Origin of the sequence: Rhodococcus sp. 21391 (assembly GCF_016772255.1) — a bacterium.
In the GTDB taxonomy this organism is placed as follows: domain Bacteria; phylum Actinomycetota; class Actinomycetes; order Mycobacteriales; family Mycobacteriaceae; genus Rhodococcus_F; species Rhodococcus_F opacus.
This window is the reverse complement of sequence record NZ_CP063781.1, coordinates 4310268-4327390: the sequence shown is the minus strand read 5'-3', so window position 1 is coordinate 4327390 and position 17123 is coordinate 4310268. Positions and strand designations below refer to the sequence as shown.

The 17123-nt window shown below is 67.8% G+C and carries 17 protein-coding genes; 13 read left to right on the top strand and 4 right to left on the bottom strand.

Features of this window, described 5'->3' with window-relative positions:
- Positions 1-2 precede the first annotated feature (2 nt).
- The 10 genes from GO592_RS20060 (at position 3) to GO592_RS20015 (ending at position 8597) form a co-directional block, all read left to right on the top strand.
- Complete coding sequence (locus GO592_RS20060; protein WP_005566848.1) at positions 3-188, top strand: hypothetical protein; 186 nt, start codon at positions 3-5, stop codon at positions 186-188.
- Positions 189-233: 45 nt separating this feature from the next.
- Positions 234-2861, top strand: a complete 2628-nt coding sequence (locus GO592_RS20055; protein WP_039952733.1) for a bifunctional FO biosynthesis protein CofGH — start codon at positions 234-236, stop codon at positions 2859-2861.
- Positions 2858-3625, top strand: coding sequence for a hypothetical protein (locus GO592_RS20050; RefSeq protein ID WP_007300264.1), 768 nt, complete (start codon positions 2858-2860; stop codon positions 3623-3625). Before GO592_RS20055 ends, GO592_RS20050 begins: the two co-directional genes overlap by 4 nt.
- Before the next feature lie 108 nt (positions 3626-3733).
- Positions 3734-4057 (top strand): ferredoxin, encoded by a 324-nt coding sequence (fdxA, locus tag GO592_RS20045; RefSeq protein WP_005263360.1) that lies wholly within the window; start codon positions 3734-3736, stop codon positions 4055-4057.
- Between the two features lie 2 nt (positions 4058-4059).
- Complete coding sequence (dapC, locus tag GO592_RS20040; RefSeq protein WP_007300265.1) at positions 4060-5160, top strand: succinyldiaminopimelate transaminase; 1101 nt, start codon at positions 4060-4062, stop codon at positions 5158-5160.
- Between the two features lie 45 nt (positions 5161-5205).
- Positions 5206-6099 (top strand): hypothetical protein, encoded by an 894-nt coding sequence (locus GO592_RS20035; RefSeq protein ID WP_007300266.1) that lies wholly within the window; start codon positions 5206-5208, stop codon positions 6097-6099.
- A gap of 15 nt (positions 6100-6114) precedes the next feature.
- Positions 6115-6444, top strand: a complete 330-nt coding sequence (locus tag GO592_RS20030; RefSeq protein WP_007300267.1) for a PPOX class F420-dependent oxidoreductase — start codon at positions 6115-6117, stop codon at positions 6442-6444.
- A 169-nt stretch (positions 6445-6613) separates the two neighbouring features.
- On the top strand, positions 6614-7729 hold the full coding sequence (locus tag GO592_RS20025; RefSeq protein ID WP_007300268.1) for a tyrosine-type recombinase/integrase: 1116 nt from the start codon (positions 6614-6616) through the stop codon (positions 7727-7729).
- On the top strand, positions 7726-8055 hold the full coding sequence (locus GO592_RS20020) for a helix-turn-helix domain-containing protein (protein WP_007300269.1): 330 nt from the start codon (positions 7726-7728) through the stop codon (positions 8053-8055). Before GO592_RS20025 ends, GO592_RS20020 begins: the two co-directional genes overlap by 4 nt.
- Positions 8052-8597, top strand: a complete 546-nt coding sequence (locus tag GO592_RS20015) for a hypothetical protein (protein WP_007300270.1) — start codon at positions 8052-8054, stop codon at positions 8595-8597. Before GO592_RS20020 ends, GO592_RS20015 begins: the two co-directional genes overlap by 4 nt.
- A 705-nt stretch (positions 8598-9302) precedes the next feature.
- On the opposite strand, the gene GO592_RS20010 is transcribed toward GO592_RS20015, so the two are convergent.
- Complete coding sequence (locus GO592_RS20010; RefSeq protein WP_007300271.1) at positions 9303-10427, bottom strand: helix-turn-helix transcriptional regulator; 1125 nt, start codon at positions 10425-10427, stop codon at positions 9303-9305.
- 107 nt (positions 10428-10534) lie between these two features.
- Between GO592_RS20010 and GO592_RS20005 the strand changes: the two genes are divergently transcribed.
- Both GO592_RS20005 and GO592_RS20000 read left to right on the top strand, forming a co-directional pair.
- Positions 10535-11554, top strand: a complete 1020-nt coding sequence (locus GO592_RS20005; protein ID WP_007300272.1) for a methyltransferase — start codon at positions 10535-10537, stop codon at positions 11552-11554.
- Between the two features lie 27 nt (positions 11555-11581).
- Positions 11582-12649 (top strand): flavin-containing monooxygenase, encoded by a 1068-nt coding sequence (locus GO592_RS20000; RefSeq protein WP_007300273.1) that lies wholly within the window; start codon positions 11582-11584, stop codon positions 12647-12649.
- 16 nt (positions 12650-12665) lie between these two features.
- Here GO592_RS20000 and GO592_RS19995 read toward each other — a convergent pair.
- Together GO592_RS19995 and GO592_RS19990 are read right to left on the bottom strand one after the other, a co-directional pair.
- A protein-coding gene (locus tag GO592_RS19995; RefSeq protein ID WP_202714945.1) for an IS3 family transposase occupies positions 12666-13885 on the bottom strand; the annotation gives its coding sequence in 2 pieces (ribosomal slippage) (positions 12666-13633 and positions 13633-13885; 1221 coding nt in all).
- 391 nt (positions 13886-14276) lie between these two features.
- Positions 14277-15527, bottom strand: coding sequence for a hypothetical protein (locus GO592_RS19990; protein WP_172650334.1), 1251 nt, complete (start codon positions 15525-15527; stop codon positions 14277-14279).
- A 210-nt stretch (positions 15528-15737) separates the two neighbouring features.
- Here GO592_RS19990 and GO592_RS19985 point away from each other — a divergent pair, with 210 nt between their 5' ends.
- A complete protein-coding gene (locus GO592_RS19985; RefSeq protein WP_007298751.1) occupies positions 15738-16316 on the top strand; it encodes a helix-turn-helix domain-containing protein in 579 nt (192 codons plus the stop codon).
- Positions 16317-16387: 71 nt separating this feature from the next.
- Here the strand turns inward: GO592_RS19985 and GO592_RS19980 are convergent, their stop codons facing one another.
- Positions 16388-16978: a hypothetical protein gene (locus tag GO592_RS19980; RefSeq protein ID WP_007298750.1), complete on the bottom strand. Its 591-nt coding sequence runs from the start codon at positions 16976-16978 to the stop codon at positions 16388-16390.
- Between the last annotated feature and the right edge of the window lie 145 nt (positions 16979-17123).

The window sequence follows — 17123 nt, the reverse complement described above, 5'->3', positions numbered from 1 at the left end:
ACATGACGTCATTCGATGCGGCCGATTCTCCGGAGGTTCCCGAGGCAGACCGGCTCGAGCAGGAACTCGCCGTGGACGACGACAGTTCCGACGAGGTCGAAGAAGTGTCGTCACTGGAGGTGAACGAGGCGGACGTGGCCGAGCAGAGCCGGGCGGTTCCGGTCGACGAGGACTACCCCCGCGAATAGCGATCCGCGCGTTCGCGGGAGTCTGGGTGGCAGTGGTCGTCGTCGATGGCGCATGATCGCTGGGTGACCCATTCAGGTGAAGAATCCGGCCGGCCCACGATGCTTCCCATGCCCGGTGTTCCGGCACCGGCTCCGTCCGGCGCATCCGCGCAGGAAGTGGCCCCCACCGCCTCCGCCATGCGGCGGGTGCTGCGGCGTGCCCGTGACGGTGCCACTCTGAACGTGGACGAGGCGACGACCCTGCTGCAGGCCCGCGGCGACGACCTGGCCGACCTGTGTTCGTCGGCGGCGAAGGTTCGGGACGCCGGGTTGCTGGCGGCGGGCAGGCCCAAGGCTGTCACGTACTCGCGTAAGGTGTTCATTCCCCTGACGCGGTTGTGCCGGGACAAGTGCCACTACTGCACGTTCGTCACCGTGCCCGGCAAACTGCGGGCCGAGGGGCGCGGCGCGTATCTGGAACCGGACGAGGTGCTGGAGATCGCCCGGCAGGGCGCCGAATTGGGCTGCAAGGAAGCCCTCTTCACCCTGGGCGACCGTCCCGAGGATCGGTGGCCGGAGGCCAAGCAGTGGCTGGACGAGCGCGGCTACGATTCGACACTCGACTACCTGCGTGCGATGTCGATCCGGGTCCTCGAGGAGACCGGGCTGCTGCCGCACCTGAACCCGGGTGTGATGAGCTGGGAGGAGATCTCCCGCCTCAAGCCGGTGGCCCCGTCGATGGGCATGATGCTCGAGACGACGTCCACCCGGTTGTTCACCGACAAGGGCGAGTGCCACTACGGCAGCCCCGACAAGGATCCGGCGGTGCGGTTGCGCACACTCACCGACGCCGGCAGGCTGAGTGTGCCGTTCACGACGGGCATCCTGGTGGGCATCGGCGAGACCGTCCGGGAACGGGCGGAATCGATCATGGCGATCCGCAAGTCGCACAAGGCGTTCGGCCACGTTCAGGAAGTGATCGTCCAGAACTTCCTCGCCAAGCCCGACACCGCGATGCGCGACACCCCGGACGCGAGCCTCGGCGAGTTTCTCGCGACCATCGCCGTGTCCCGGTTGCTGCTCGGCCCGGGGATGCGCATCCAGTCGCCGCCCAACCTGGTGTCGAACACCGAGTGCCTGGCGCTGCTGGGTGCGGGTGTCGACGACTGGGGCGGCGTGTCGCCACTGACCCCGGACCACGTGAACCCGGAGCGGCCGTGGCCGAACCTGGACACCCTGGCCGCGATCACCGCCGAGGCCGGGTTCGAGCTCACCGAGCGCACGGCGGCGCAGCCGCAGTTCGTGCTGGCCGGCTCGCCGTGGATCGATCCGCGGATCACCGGGCACGTGCAGGCCCTCGCGGACCCGCACACCGGGCTGGCGAAGCGCGACACCGCGCCGGTCGGGTTGCCGTGGCAGGAGCCGGACGAGTCCTGGGAGTCGGCGGGCCGGGTGGATCTGAACACCGAGATCGACACCGAGGGCCGCAACACCGAGACGCGCAGCGACCTCGGCAGCGCGTTCGGGGACTGGGAGACCGTCCGCGAGCAGGTGCTGGAGCTGAGCGGCCCGGTGCGGGTGGACACGGACGTTCTTGCGGCGCTGCGCAGCGCCGAGCGTGATCCGGCGGGCTGCACCGACGACGAATACCTGGCGTTGGCGACGGCCGAGGGTCCGGGGCTCGAGGCGATGGTGGCGCTGGCGGATGCGCTCCGCAAGGACGCCGTCGGCGACGAGGTGACCTATGTGGTGAACCGGAACATCAACTTCACCAACATCTGCTACACCGGGTGCCGGTTCTGCGCGTTCGCGCAGCGCAAGGGCGACGCGGATGCGTTCACGCTGTCCACCGGCGAGGTCGCGGACCGGGCCTGGGAGGCGCACGTCGCGGGCGCGACCGAGGTCTGCATGCAGGGTGGCATCGACCCGGAGCTCCCGGTCACCGGCTATGCCGATCTGGTGCGTGCGGTGAAGAAGCGGGTCCCGTCGATGCACGTGCACGCGTTCAGCCCGATGGAGATCGTCAACGGCGCCTCCCGCGGCGGGCAGAGCATCCGGGACTGGTTGACGGAACTGCGCGAGGCCGGCCTCGACACCATTCCCGGCACGGCCGCGGAAATCCTCGACGACGAGGTGCGCTGGGTGCTCACCAAGGGCAAGCTGCCCACCGCCACCTGGATCGAGGTGGTGACCACCGCACACGAGCTGGGGCTGCGGTCGAGTTCGACGATGATGTACGGCCACGTCGACAACCCGAAGCACTGGGTCGGGCATCTGCGGGTGCTGCGCGGAATCCAGGACCGGACAGGCGGATTCACCGAATTCGTCCCCCTGCCCTTCGTGCATCAGAGTGCGCCGCTGTATCTGGCGGGCGCGTCGCGTCCCGGCCCGACCAACCGTGACAACCGGGCCGTCCACGCCCTGGCCCGGATCATGCTGCACGGGCGGATCCCGAACATCCAGACCAGCTGGGTCAAGCTGGGTGTCACCGGTACCCAGGTGATGTTGCAGGGCGGCGCCAACGACCTCGGCGGCACCCTGATGGAGGAGACCATCTCCCGGATGGCGGGTTCGGAGCACGGATCCGAGAAGACCGTCGCCGAACTGCGGGCAATCGCCGAGGGAATCGGCCGCCCGGCCCGCGAACGAACCACGACACACGCCCGACGCGAGGGAAGGACACCGGCCGCATGAGCGAGACGGACCGGCTGGGCGACGACCAGGTCGTCACCATCCTGGATCGTGCCGCACGGGGCATCAACCCCGTGCTCGATCTGGCTCTCGCGGATCCGTTCGGCATCAAGAGCCGGACGTTCACCCCGACAGCGGAGGACCGGAGCGCCGCGGAGGCGCTGCTCGACGGCATCGCCTGGGTTCTCGACACCGTCCAGTTCCCGGGGACGGCGTCGTGGGAGAAGGCGAGCGACGACGAGCGGGCCCAGTGGTGGGTGACGCGGATCGGTGCGCTGAACACGATCGCGGTCGCGTTCCCGGGCATCTTCGGTGTGCTGCTCAATCGGCTCCCGATCCAGGACGTGCTCGGGTTCGCGAATCAGGCCGTCGTTCTCGTCGCCGTCGCCCGGGAACACGGCGTGACGAGCCGGTTCGACCAGGTGGACCTGCTGGCGTCCGTACTCTGCCGGCGTGAGACGGATGCGTCGGCGGTGCTCGCCGACACGGCGCGATCCGATTCCGCGGAAAGCGAGTCGGTGTGGCTCCCGTTCGCGCTGATCGGCGCGCTGTGGCGCACCGCCCGCACCGTGCGCGCGCTCAGTAACGAACTCGACAAGCGTCCTGGGCCGGGCTCGACCTACTCGTTGCTGGGGAACATCCCGGTGGTCGGTGTGGTGGCCGGGTACCTCGGAGAACGGGGCGCGCTGGTGAGAGCTGCGAAAGCGGGCGAGCAGTGGATCGCGTCCCGGGCGCGGCTGACCGCGGCGGTGCGCCGGGTCAGGTAACCCTCACCGCAGAGAGGCCCGCCGGGCAGGCGATAATAGTTTCTTCCGCGGGGTACAAGCGGCCCGTACCTCGTGCTTACTCGTGTCAGAAAGGCAGGGAGAGCGGCAGTGCCCTACACGATTGCTGAACCGTGCGTGGATGTGTTGGACAAGGCGTGTATCGAGGAATGCCCTGTCGACTGCATCTACGAGGGCGGACGGATGCTCTACATCCATCCGGACGAATGCGTGGACTGCGGCGCCTGTGAACCCGTCTGCCCCGTCGAGGCCATCTTCTACGAAGACGACGTCCCGGACCAGTGGAACGGCTACATCGCCGCGAACGTCGACTTCTTCGACGACCTCGGTTCCCCCGGTGGCGCGGCGAAGCTGGGCAAGGTCGACTACGACCCGCCGTTCGTCAAGGCTCTGCCCCCCATGGGCGAGGACTAGATGTGCCTCGAATCCCGGTAGCAAAAGCACTTCCCGACTTTCCGTGGGACTCGCTCGAGTCGGCGAAGGCGAAAGCCTTCGCCCACCCGGGTGGCATCGTCAACCTCTCGGTGGGGACCCCGGTCGATCCGGTCGCCCCGATCATCCAGGACGCGCTGACCGCGGTCGCCGCGGTTCCGGGATATCCGACGACGCACGGCACCGAAGAGCTGCGGAGCGCCGCGGTGGAGGCGCTGCGTCGCCGCTACGGAATCACCGGCATCGATCCGGCTACGGTGCTGCCCGCGATCGGCACGAAGGAGCTCATCGCCTGGCTGCCACGCCTTCTCGGGCTCGGCGCCGACGACCTCGTCGTCATTCCGGAGCTGGCGTACCCGACCTACGAGGTCGGTGCGCTCCTCGCCGGTGCGCGGGTGATCCGGGCCGACGGTCTCAACCGGCTCGGCCCGGAGGGCGCGTCGCTGATCTTCGTGAACTCGCCGTCCAACCCCACCGGCAAGGTGCTCGGTCTCGAGCATCTGCGCAAGGTGGTCGACTGGGCGCGTCGCCGCGGCGCGATCGTGGCGTCCGACGAGTGCTACCTGGGATTGAGCTGGGAGGGCGAAGCCCTCTCGATCCTCGATGAGCGGGTGAACGACGGCGATCTCACCGGGCTCCTCGCGGTGCACTCTCTGTCGAAGACGTCCAACCTCGCGAGTTACCGCGCGGGGTTCGTCACCGGTGATCGGGCGTTGGTGGCCGAACTTCTCGAGGTCCGCAAGCACGCGGGCATGATGGTGCCGTTGCCGATCCAGTCGGCGATGACCGCTGCACTCAGCGACGACGACCACGAGAACGAGCAGCGTGAGCGGTACCGCCGTCGCCGCGAGATCCTTCTCGCAGCGGTGCGCGGCGCCGAATTCACCGTCGACAACTCCGAAGCCGGGCTGTACCTGTGGGCGACCCGCGGCGAAGCCTGCCGGGACACCGTCGAGTGGTTCGCCGAGAGGGGCATTCTCGTGGCACCGGGCGAGTTCTACGGTCCCGGCGGCGGCACCCACGTGCGCATCGCCCTCACGGCCAGCGACGAACGAATCGCGGCCGCGGCCGAACGACTGGTCTGACCCGAGTCGGCCCGAGCGGCGCGGTCACGGTGAAAGTATTGGGCCGTGACCCTCGACGACGTCGCCGACGAACTGTACGGCCTGGACCCCGGTGAGTTCGTCGAGGCGCGCACCGCGCAGGTGACCGCGGCGCGGGAGAACAAGGACCGCGCATTGGCAGCCGAGATCGGGAAGCTGCGGAAGCCGACGGTCGTCGGCTGGCTCGTCAACCTGCTCGCCCGCGAGCTGCCCGACGAGGTCGACGCGCTCCTCACCCTCGGTGACGCTCTCCGCGATGCGCAGCGACATCTGTCCGGCTCGGACCTTCGGCGACTGAACACGCAACGGCAGCAAGTAGTGCGCGCGTTGGCGCGCAAGGCCGGTGAACTCGCTGCCGAGCGGGGCCGGACAGTCGGGGAGGACGCGCTGCGGGATGTCGGTCAGACGCTGCACGCCGCTCTCGCCGACGCCGAGACCGCCGAACAGGTGCGGCGCGGCCGGGTGGTGACGGCGGCGAGCTACAGCGGTTTCGGTCCGGCCGGACTCACCGTCGTCCAGGGAAAGACCGCGAAGAAAGGCGGGAAGTCCGAACCCACCCCCACGCATCCGGCCGAGAAGTCGGGGAAGACGTCGAAGAAGAAGTCGCCGGAGCGCGACCGCGCCGCCGAACGGGCGGCGGCCGGGGCCGAACTGGCGGACGCCACGTCCCGGGCCGACGAGGTCCGCGGCGAACTGAACGACGCGAGAACGGAACTGGAGCAGGCGCGGTCGACGCTGACGGAGATCGACCACCGGATCGAGGAACTGCGCGCCGAACTCGAACATGCCGAGCAGGAGCGGCAGTTCACCCGGAACGCGGAGAAGGCGTCGGCGGAGGCGGTGCATCGGGGGGAGCGAGACCTCGACGCGGCGGAGCGGCGCGTCGAGGAAGCCCGGCGCGCGGTCGACGATCTCGGCTGAGGACGTCCCGGATCCTTGACCTGCAGCTCACTCGAGGTCTGCAATGCCGCCACGACCACGATCGACATCCAGGGCTACAACATGGCGGCGAGCCACAAGTTCCGCAACGTCGCCGACAGCGGGAAGGTGGCGTTCGTCGTGGACGACGTGCCGTCCGTCGACCCGTGGCGGGTCCGCTGCGTCGAAATCCGCGGGCGCGCCGAGGCACTCGACGCCGATGCGGCCCAGGCGAACGATCTCGGCGGACCGACCATTCGCATCCACCCCGAACGGATCATCAGTTTCGGACTCGGCGCCACCGACCAGGACGTTCATCAACTCGTGTCGAACGCCCGCGACGTGTAAGGCGCAAACTAGGCGGAGTTGCATCCGATGACGCATTCGACGATTTCGAAGTAAGACGCAGTCACAGCGTAGTCCGAGGCCCGACTCCGAGGAACGCCGTCACGCGGCGCCCATTCCACCAGCATTTTGGGTGTTGTCTTACATGCCGCAATGATGCACTCGATGCATCGTGGCCGACACGGCGGATCGCCCCGGTGTCGCCCACTTGGTCCTCGCACCCGGTGTCGCACACTTGGACCCGGAGACGGCGGTATTCGGTGCGATGTTGGACGGGTGGGCGGCGCAACAGGGTGCCCGCTTCCTCCAGCCCGCGACGATCGAGCAGCGGCGCGCCTTGTTACGACGACTTGCCGAGTTCACCAACGACTATCCGTGGAACTGGCAGTGCGCAGATCTCGAGGAGTTCATCGCCAGCTGTCGTCGCGGCACGAAACCGATCGTGGTGTCGACGGCGCGGATCTATGAGATCACGCTGCGCCAGTTCCTCACCTATGTCACCGATCCCCGCTACGGGTGGCCGAGCGAATGCCGGGAGCGTTTCGGTGTCGCACCGAGACAACTGCTGCACGAAGAAAATTCGATCGTGCATGTCACCGAACACGAGGGTGACCCGCGGCGGCGGCCGTTGACCTACGACGAGATCCAGGCCCTGTTCGACGCGGCCGACGCTCGGGTCGAGCAGATCCGCGCACACCACCGCAAGGGTGCGGCCGCCGCGATGCGGGACGCCGCACTACTCAAGACGATCTACGCGTTCGGGATTCGCCGTCGCGAAGCTTGGGGACTGGACCTGACGGATCTGCGGCACAACCCGAAGGCACCCCAGTTCGGCCGGTTCGGCGCGCTGTTCGTGCGCTGGGGCAAGTCCTCCCGGGGTAGCCCACCGAAACGGCGGACGGTGCTGACGGTTCCGGAGATGGACTGGATCGTGCCCGTGCTCGAGCAGTGGTGCACCGAGGTGTGGCAGCGTTTCGGCGCTACCGCGCATCCCGCGGTGGGGGTGACCGAACGCGCCGACCGGATGTCGCTGCGCCGGATCAACGAGGCGTTCACCGCTGCCCGCGACGCCGCCGGCCTCGACCCCTCCCTGGATCTGCATTGCCTGCGGCACTCCTACGTCACCCACCTGATCGAGTTCGACTATCCGGAGAAGTTCGTTTCCGCCCAGGTGGGGCATTCCTACGCGGCGTCCACCGCGATCTACAGCGGGGTCTCCGACGAGTACCGCAACCGGCTGCTGCAACGATCGCTGGCGAAACCTCCCGACCTCTGGGGGCAGACGTGACCAAGAAACTGGGCTGCCGTTGGCACCTGCGCAATGTCATGGCCGAGCATGACATGTTCGCCACCACCGATCTCGTTCCCGTCCTTGCCGAGCGCGGCGTGCACCTGTCCCGCGAACAGGTCTACCGCCTCGTCACCAAAACCCCGCAACGGCTGAGCCTGGACACTCTCGCCGCGCTCTGCGACATCTTCGACGTCGGAGTCGAGGACCTCATCGAAGTTGCTGTTACCGACGAGCCGGGCCGCACGAAGGCCTCCGGCACCGGTGCCGCGGCACCGCCGCCGCTCGTGCGGCGCACCACCATCCGACGACCCCGAGGACTGTGACCTCCGGCGCCGACACCGAGAAGCGGCAGGAGGCGGTCGCCGACCTCGCCGCAGTCCTCACGTCGCGGCTGCCTGATGCCGATATCGACGGGCTCACCGAGCAGATCGGCGACGTACACCTGACCACACCGCAGGCCCGGGCGGTGCTCGACCATCTCCGCGCGCATCCAGGCGGTCTCACCTCCGGTAGCTCGGATGGGCCAGCCGGGCTGGAGCGGCTCCTCGCCGCACTCGCCGAACGGTATCCCCAGGTTCATCGGATGCGGTGTGCCAACTGCGGCGACGTGCGGGCATTGCCGTACCGACGCGACGAGGCGAAGATCTGCGGACGCTGCTACGGCCGTACTCACCTGATCGGGTGCGCGCGATGCGGCCGGCAAGGACACCCCGCGGTCCGCGACCCCGGCGGCGGCACCGTCTGCATCCGTTGCACCAGGACGGATCCGGCGCGACACGAATCGTGTGCCCGATGCGGCAAGACCACTCCGGTCGCCTACCGGATCGACGGCGCACCGTTCTGTCAGAGCTGCGGCCCACGCTAGCGGCACACCTGCAGCGGCTGTGGCCGCACCAATCAGATCGCCCACGCGATCACTGACGACGGGCCACTCTGTCCGCGCTGTTACCGCCGGGCTCGGGTACGCCGCCGCCGTCATGACCGCCGACAGCTCGAAACCAACACCTCGCGGGTCACCTCCTAGACCGGTCGGTCGAGCAGCTTGACGTGGAACTCCCCGGCTGACGCGCACGCATCACGCCTACTTCCCGAACGGTTGCCGACTGCCCTCGCCCGTGGCGGTACATCGGTAAGTGACTGTCGGTAATCGATCCTTTTTCGACACCGCCTCTGACCGGCGGATTCGGCACGTCGGAGGCGTCGAAAACCTGTGTTGAGAAACTATGTCGAAAACCCTAGCCCACTGCACGTTTCGACAAGCTGATGGCTGTGACTCACGGAGTTAAGTGGCATTGATTTCGCGGCTTTATATGGCGTTGCCTGCCGGACTCGCGGAGCCGCCGTTGGTCGTGTGAATTGGGATTGGGCTTGTAGGACGAACGGAGGGAATCGGGGCCACCTCCGTTCGCTGCGGCGGCGACAGAATGTGCGAGGGGCATCTTCCTGGTCGACGGCAAACTGTCGGTGAGCGCCGGCGTCGTGGAAGGAGAGATGGTTCGGGCGGTGAACCTTCTTGGTTGGCGCGCCATTGGCGGTGAAGCAGATACGCACAGCTGAGAGTTCGGCGAATTCAGTTGATGCCCTTCGCCCACCATCCGGATGGCGGGGATGCCGCAAGCTCCCAGCGTGGCGCGTAGTGCTCGAGGAATATCTGCCCCACCAGTTCCCCGCGGCTGCGCACCCCGGTCTTGTCGAAGATCGACTTCATGTGGTCTTGAATTGTGTAGACGGATAACGACATTGCGTGCGCCATCTCCTTTGTCGATCGCCCTTGGATGCACAGCGCAGTGAGATGGCATTCGCGTTGGGACAGTCCGTAGGCCATGGCAATGACGGGCGCGATCTCATGCGGCGTCGCGGGTTGGATGATGACGGCGGTGCGTCCGTCTTCGACGCCGGAAAGCCTGGTCCCGTACAGCAACAGCCAGGCGCCGGATCGCGTGCGTACTCGCGAGCGCGCGGCAAGTTCCAGCGGATCGGTGCCCGGTTCGATCGCCCGCGCCCGGGCCGCGATGGCCTGCACGACCTTCGATTCGAACGGCGTCGACGGCGCAGGAACCTCGACAATCTCGTCGATCCAGCGTTCCGCGGCGGGTGAGACCGACTCCGGGTTGCCCGCGGCGTCGAAGACCACCACGCCGGGGCCGTAGTCCACGGTCGTCACGGCGGCCTCGACCTCGTGGAGCATCGACCGTCGCAGACCGGTCGCGAGCGCGGGCGCCAGCGCGGCTAATGCGCGGACGTGCTCGGCGGTGTACCACGGCGCACCCGCATCGCGCAGGAATGCCGCTGCACCCCAATAGACCCCGTCCGACACCAGGGAGACCCGCAGCTCGTCGCCGATTCCGTACGCCTCATGCGAACGGTGCCGTGCACTGCGGGACAAATCTCCGTGGGTATCCAGACTCAGTGCACCCGCCAGGCGGCCACTGTGCGCAAGAAACGCCCACTTGCCGACGTCCTCGACCTCGTATTCGTAGTGCGCCAACCAGGATCCGGAACACCCAACGTTCCGGTTGACGCTGCCGGTGAACAAGATGGTGCCCGGGTCGACGGTGTGCCAGCAGCAGCGCTCATGTGGAATCACCGTGCGCAGGGCCTCGCTCATTCGCGCGCTGTACCCCACCCAGTCCAGCTGGTCGGCGGCGGCACGCGAGATTTGATCGCGGACGCGTGGCAGCAAGCTCTGCGCCATGTCCGGAGTATATCGCAGCAGGTTAGGGCTGCCTACCCCAGAAATCTGGGTGAATTCCCCAGGATTCAGGGATATGACGCAGAACCGACAACGACGACGCTGGTTTCATGACGATGACAGCCCATACCTCCGCCGAAACCGACCACGACCTGCCTAACCCGGAGCCGATCATGCAGCTGGCGTCCGGGTTCATGGCCGCCAAACACCTCTTCGCCGCCAGCGAACTCGGTTTGTTCGAGGCGTTGGGCGAGGGCCCCACCGACCTGCATGGCCTGGCCGCCCGCACCGGGCTTACTGCCCGAGCCACCCGGATCAGCGCCGACGCCATGGTCGCGCTGGGTATGCTCGAACGCCGAGGCGAACAGTATGTCAATACCGAGACGGCGGCCGCGTTCCTCGCCGGCGGATCGCCCGCCGACCTGCGTCCGCTGCTGCGGTTCTGGGACAAGATCAGCTTCCCGGCGTGGGAAGACCTGGCCGGCGCACTCGCCCGCGGGCCGAAACGCCAGATCTTCGACCTCGACGCCGCCCTGCAACCCATCGCCTCGATCGGTGTCGAGGCGTTTTCGGCCGGCCCCTCGCTCGCCCTGCCGGACACGGTCGATCTGTCCGGCAGTCATCGACTCCTCGACATCGGCGGCGGCACCGGCTCCTGGTCCATCGCGGTGGCCCGCCACTGCCCGCAACTGAGCGCGACCGTGTTCGAGCTGCCGGCGGTTGCCCAGACCGCGCAGGACCGCATCGCGTCGGTCGGGCTGGAGGGGCGAATCGACGTATGCGCCGGCGACGCGATGGCCGACCCGCTGCCCGCCGGATACGACGCCTTCCTGGTCGCGAACCTGGTGCATTACTGGTCGCCGGAGCAGAATCGTGCGCTGCTCCAACGCATTCGCGACGTCGCCGCACCCGGCGCCACGCTGCTGATTGCCGACTTCTGGACCGACCCCACCCACACCCACCCGGTCGCGGCCGCCCTGATGGCGGGCGAATTCGCGGTCCACCTCGAACACGGCGACGTCTACAGCGCCGGAGAAGGCATCGCCTGGCTGCAGGACACTGGCTGGCGCGACCACGACCATCGCTCGCTCACCGGCCCGATGAGCGTCATTGTCGCCGAAACCGCATGAAACAAGACAACACCCAAGGAGCACACGATGAGCGAGCATCAAGTCGCAATCGTCGGTGCCGGCACCTCCGGGGTCGCGGCGGCGGTGGCCCTCGCCGACCGTGGCATCAACCCGTTGCTGATCGACCGAGCCGACCAAGTCGGTTCGTCGTGGCACACTCGTTATGACCGGCTGCGACTGAACACCGGCAGGCAGTTCTCCCACCTGCCGAACCGCCCCTACCCCAAGGGCACACCGACCTTTCCCACGCGGGAACAGGTGATCGAGCATCTCGAGCGGCACGCACGTGCGGACGGGATCGAGCTGCGCCTGGGCTGCCCGGTGGAACGGCTCGACCTAACGGACGGGCACTGGCGGTTGACCACCGCTGCCGGTTCGGTCGACGCTGCCGAGGTGGTGGTCGCGACCGGCTTCGATCATGAGCCCTTCGTCCCGGACTGGCCCGGACGCGGGGACTGGCGGGGTGCACTGGTTCATTCCTCGCAGTACCGGAATCCCTCGCAGTACAACGGGAAACGGGTCCTCGTGGTGGGAGCGGGCTGCTCGGGCATGGAAATTGCCTACGACCTCGCCACCGGAGGCGCGGCAAAGGTCTGGCTTTCGGCTCGCACGCCGCCGAACATCATGCTCCGCCAGGGACCTGGTGGCATGCCGGGAGACTTCATCGCGACGCCGCTCTACCATGCCCCGGTCCCTATCGCGGACGCAATCGCTCGGTTCGGCCGGGAGAGGAGCATCGGCGACCTGCGCGAGTTCGGATTACCGATCCCCGACGAGGGGATCTTCGCCCGCAGCGCCCGCCTCGGCGTGGCACCGGCGATCGTCGACAAGGAGCTCATCGCCGCGATCCGAGACAGGTCCATCGAGGTCGTTCGCGGAGTCGAGTCACTCGACGCGGACAGCGTGTGGCTGGTGGACGGTGTGCGAATCGACCCGGAGGCGATGGTCTGCGCGACGGGGTTCCGCCAGGAACTCGAAAAGCTGGTCGGGCACCTCGGCGTACTGGACGAGCGAGGTTGGCCGCACGCCACCGGTGAAAAGCCGGCCGCCGAGAGGTTGCGTTTCATCGGGTTCGTGCCTGAGGTTGCCCCTTGAGAGTGGACACCGGATTTCATGCGGCAACTGACAGCGTAGACGACGCGATCAGTCGTTGTTCGAACTCCACCGGGGAGAGGTATCCCAGCGCGGAGTGACGGCGACGTCGATTGAAGTACGAGAGCCACTCGAACAGCTCCAGCCGTGCCTGCGACTTCGACGTCCAACTCCGTCCGTGCAGCCACTCCCTCTTGAGTCCTTGGAAGAACGACTCGGCGAGAGCATTGTCGTAACTCGAGCCGACCCGGCCTCGACTCGGGCGGATCCCATGACGGCGGCATACATCGCCGAAAGCCTTTGCGGTGTACTGAGATCCGCGATCGCTATGGAATACGACCCCATGGACATCACCACCGCGGGTGCGCACCGCCATCTCGATCGCGTCCGTGACGAGCTCGGTGCGCATATGGTCGGCGATGGACCACCCCACCACCCGACGTGAACAGATGTCGATCACCGTCGCCAAAAACAACCACGACGAGCCCACCGGAATGTAGGTGACGTCCCCACACCACTTGGTATCCACAGCCGAAGCGGTGAAGTCCCGCATCACCAGATCCGGGACCGGTGGAGCTGACTTGTCCACGATGGTCGTGCGCTTGGTGCGGCGCAGGTGCCGGCCCACGACGTGGTTGATTCGCATCAGCCGAGTCACCCGCTTGCGGTTGATCTTGCGCCCGCTGGAGCGGAGTTCGGCGTGCACCCGCGGGGCGCCGTAGGCGCTGCGGTGCTTGGCATGGATGGCGCGGATCTCGGCGACCGTCGTGGCCTCGTCGGCCTGGCGGTCGGCGCGAGCATCCTCGGTGGCCAGGTGCTTGTAGTAGCCGGAGCGGGAGGTCCCGAGCACCCGGCACAGCCGCTGCACGCCGAACTCGGCGCGATGGTCGGAGATGAAGTCCCAGCGGCGGGTCTTCACTTCACCTCCTTTGCGAAATACGCGGCTGCCCGGCGCAGGATCTCGCGTTCGAGCTGCCATTCCTTTTCCGCACCCCGTAGCCGGGCGTTCTCCGCCCGCAGGCGCGCGAGCTCGTCCGCCTCGGTCCCGTCGGCGCCGGTACTGCGGTCCTGCGACCGCGCGTTACGGGCGGTGTCCTTGCGGACCCACGTCCGTAGCGTCTCGCCACTGACGCCCACATCCGCGGCCACATCCGCGTACGTGCGTTTACCGTCGGCCGCGCGGTACAACGCGACCGCGTCTTTCCGGAATTCCTCTGTGTACAGAGACTGGCGTCCCACCTCGACATCCCTCCTGGCTCTCCTAGAACCATTGTCAGGGGTGTCCACTCCAAGGGGGCAACCTCATGCCCAGGCCGTCGCAGATCGGGTTCGCGGCGAAGCAGGCTCGCCGCGCGGCCCGAGCGATCGCGCGGGAACTGCGGTGAGCGTCGGCGGTAGGATTCTCCCGCCCTGCCCCGGCGCTGGCTACGCACGGGTCTCCAGCGCAGACCAGAACCCTGACCACCGCACCGAGTACCACCTGCGGCGGCAAAACCTCGCCAGCCTCCCCGTGCTGTGTGACGTGCGCAGCCGTGTCTGGGCGCTGGGAACGGCCCAATCCTGAACGGCACCCTGGCCGCATATGCGACATCCCCGAACCTTGGGTAAGGCTCGGGATGTCGCCGTCGGGTCAAAGCCCGTGGCACCACACCGGGGAGGGTTTCTCGGGCGTAGCACAGTCCGGGGTGTAGGTGTAGCCCGGATTCACGGGGTCCGTCGCGCCATAGGTTCCGGGATCTGTCCCGCCGTAGGTGGTGCCGGGGTCTGTCCCGCCGTAGGTGGTGCCGGGGTCTGTCCCGCCGTAGGTGGTGCCGGGGTCTGTCCCGCCGTAGGTGGTGCCGGGGTCTGTCCCGCCGTAGGTGGTGCCGGGGTCTGTCCCGCCGTAGGTGGTGCCGGGGTCTGTCCCGCCGTAGGTGGTGCCGGGGTCCGTCCCGCCATAGGTGGTGCCGGGATCCGGCGCACTGTGTTGGTCCGTGCCCGCCATCGGTTGCACCGGAGCCGGTGCAACGAGCGCTGGCGCTGTCCCTCCTTGGACAGGGCCCTGCGGTGGGGGCTCGGGAGCGGCCTCGACCGGGGGTGCGGGAACTGGCTGGGCGAGCGGCGCGGGTGCCGTCTCGTCATGGCCCGGTTCGGTGGCCGAGGGCACTGGGACGGGTGCTATCACCGGGGCCGGTATGGGCACCGGAGGAGCCGCCGCCGCGGGATCCGCCGGAGGATCGGGGATCTCAGCAGGTAGATCACCGGGTGCAGAATTTGCGGGGCCGGGGGCAGGGGGAGCTGGCGGCGCCGGCGCAGCAGCCGGTACGGGAACCGGCGCGGGCGGATCGGATACGGATTCAGGAGGCACTTCCGGACCCGGTGCGGGCTCGACCGGGGCGGCCACCTCGCTCCCCGGATCGGGCGCCTCGATCTGGGCGGCCGGGCGGTTCAACATCTTCGGGCCGGGTTGGACCGGGGTGTTCCCGTAGTTCACGTAAACGGCACCGATCAGGCCGATCGCGGCGATGCCGACGACAAGGAGAACCACAGCGGGCCCGCTGAGGCCAAGGAGCAGCCGTGCCTCCCGAGCCCTCTTCACGACACCAAAGGGTCGGGCCGCCTGGGCGGCACTATTGGCGAGCCTGGCGCCCCGGCTGAGTGTCTGGACCGCCCGAGCGGCCTGGGCGGCGTTCTTAGCGTCTACGAACTTGCGCATCTCAAAGAACTTCTCGGCCATCTGCGCAGCTTCGGGGCCGTGCTTTCCGAGGAAAGCTGCTGTCTGAAGCTCCGCCTCGACTGTCGCGACGGTGGTGTTCGCCGCTGCGGCAGCTTCGGCCACGGTCATCTGCCCGTACCGCAGTTTCTCGATGATTGTTGCCCAGGGTATTCCTGGCTCGGTCATTGGGATTCTTCTTCTATCGTCTGGAGCATCCCTTCGGTTGGGAACACCCTCGTGGTTGCGGACAACCCTCGTCCTCACGCACCGGAAGGTGCACCAGCCCTAGGGTGAACAAACGGACACCTCAGGTGCGACTTCTAACACCCCGCGGTTGGTCACAATCGAACCGCCCGGGTCGATGGTGGCGACAACGTCACTGCCGTCAGGCCGGTCATGGTTAACACCGGCGACGGCCTGGCCGCCGCCCTTGCCCGCGGCCGGAAGGGTGGCCGGCCCTCGAAGCTCAGCTCGGATCAGATCGAACTCGCTCAACGCCTGTACGACGCGGGGGAACACACCGTCGCGCAGATGGCGGGCATGCTGAAAGTGCCGCGCACCACGGTGTATGGGCATTTGAACAAGCGCGTGGACATCGCGCCGGTTACGCAGGAGATCAGCGTAGTCGCCGATCCACCTGCACCGCTGCCGACGTCTCGGACGTGCCCGACCTGTGGACATGAACCCACCACTCGCGCCGAGGTAGCGCACCAAACTGCGGACCTCGTGGTGGCCTGGCTCCACGCCGATCCCGACCACCGAGGGACAGTCGCCAGCCGTCACCACTGTCGGTATTGCGAACCCGGGCAACCTTCATTCGATGTCGCCTGCAGCATTTGCGGCGACGGGCCCATCCTCGCCGGCACACTCGCCGAGCAAGCGAAGAACGGCAACCTGACTGAGCCGGTTCAACGATGGCTCTCGGCCGCAGGGTGGACGGTCACACCGGATCGCTTATGCCGGGGTCACGCATGAGATGCGCCGGGCTGACCCACGTGCCACGGTGGAGGAATACCGCACCTTTCGAATACCGCACACCACCAGTCCTACGCGACGTCCGGGCGGTAGCCGGCTGCGAGGACGGCGACGGTGGGCGGCGGTGTCAGGACGGTGGCGGTGCCGGTCGGCCGGTTCGCCGGAGTCCCGTATCCCTCGGCCGACCACGAAACGACGGTCTCACCCAGCACGAGGGCGGGGCCGCCGTCGAACAGTGCGAAGGCGCCGTCGGGCAACGACGACCACGGGGCCTCGTGCGTGCGCTGGTGGGAACCGACCAGCCGTTCCGCGTGCAACCGGGCGTCCATCTCGTCCGCGCCGGGCTGCCCGCCCCCGTGTGCCGACTGCCAGGCGGCGCGAAAGTCGTTGTACCGCTCGCGTCGGCACAGGGCGCACGGCCGGTGCCCGGCCGCGAGGGCCACCGCCTCGTCGTGGAAGAACAGGACCGTGTAATGGCCCTCGCTCCACTGGGCGACGGTGCGGGCCGGGTAGTCGGTGACGCAGATGATCCACCGCTTGCCGGAATGGTTGCGCACGACGGTGTGCGCGCGGTGCAGGCAGCCCCGGTTCCCCATGAACCGGCCACGGAGTGGAATGGCGACGATCTCGGATCGGGGTGACACGCGATTCTGTTCGGCCATGTGCCGATGGTAGCCAGCCGACCCGCGCGTCAAAACCGGATGAGTACCCCCATCCGGCGCTAACCTGGGCTCAAGGGTTCCGCTCGGACGGGTGTCCCCGTCCGCCCGCGGTCCCGGTCGCAGTTCCTCACGATCTGAGGGCAGG

What these genes read in the sequence shown, in the direction of transcription:
- GO592_RS20060 (WP_005566848.1), top strand. Translation starts at nt 3, where the DNA reads ATGACGTCATTCGATGCGGCCGATTCTCCGGAGGTTCCCGAGGCAGAC.
- GO592_RS20055 (WP_039952733.1), top strand. Translation starts at nt 234, where the DNA reads ATGGCGCATGATCGCTGGGTGACCCATTCAGGTGAAGAATCCGGCCGG.
- GO592_RS20050 (WP_007300264.1), top strand. Translation starts at nt 2,858, where the DNA reads ATGAGCGAGACGGACCGGCTGGGCGACGACCAGGTCGTCACCATCCTG.
- GO592_RS20010 (WP_007300271.1), bottom strand. Translation starts at nt 10,427, where the DNA reads ATGGCGCAGAGCTTGCTGCCACGCGTCCGCGATCAAATCTCGCGTGCC.
- GO592_RS20005 (WP_007300272.1), top strand. Translation starts at nt 10,535, where the DNA reads ATGACGATGACAGCCCATACCTCCGCCGAAACCGACCACGACCTGCCT.
- GO592_RS20000 (WP_007300273.1), top strand. Translation starts at nt 11,582, where the DNA reads ATGAGCGAGCATCAAGTCGCAATCGTCGGTGCCGGCACCTCCGGGGTC.
- GO592_RS19990 (WP_172650334.1), bottom strand. Translation starts at nt 15,527, where the DNA reads ATGACCGAGCCAGGAATACCCTGGGCAACAATCATCGAGAAACTGCGG.
- GO592_RS19985 (WP_007298751.1), top strand. Translation starts at nt 15,738, where the DNA reads ATGGTTAACACCGGCGACGGCCTGGCCGCCGCCCTTGCCCGCGGCCGG.
- GO592_RS19980 (WP_007298750.1), bottom strand. Translation starts at nt 16,978, where the DNA reads ATGGCCGAACAGAATCGCGTGTCACCCCGATCCGAGATCGTCGCCATT.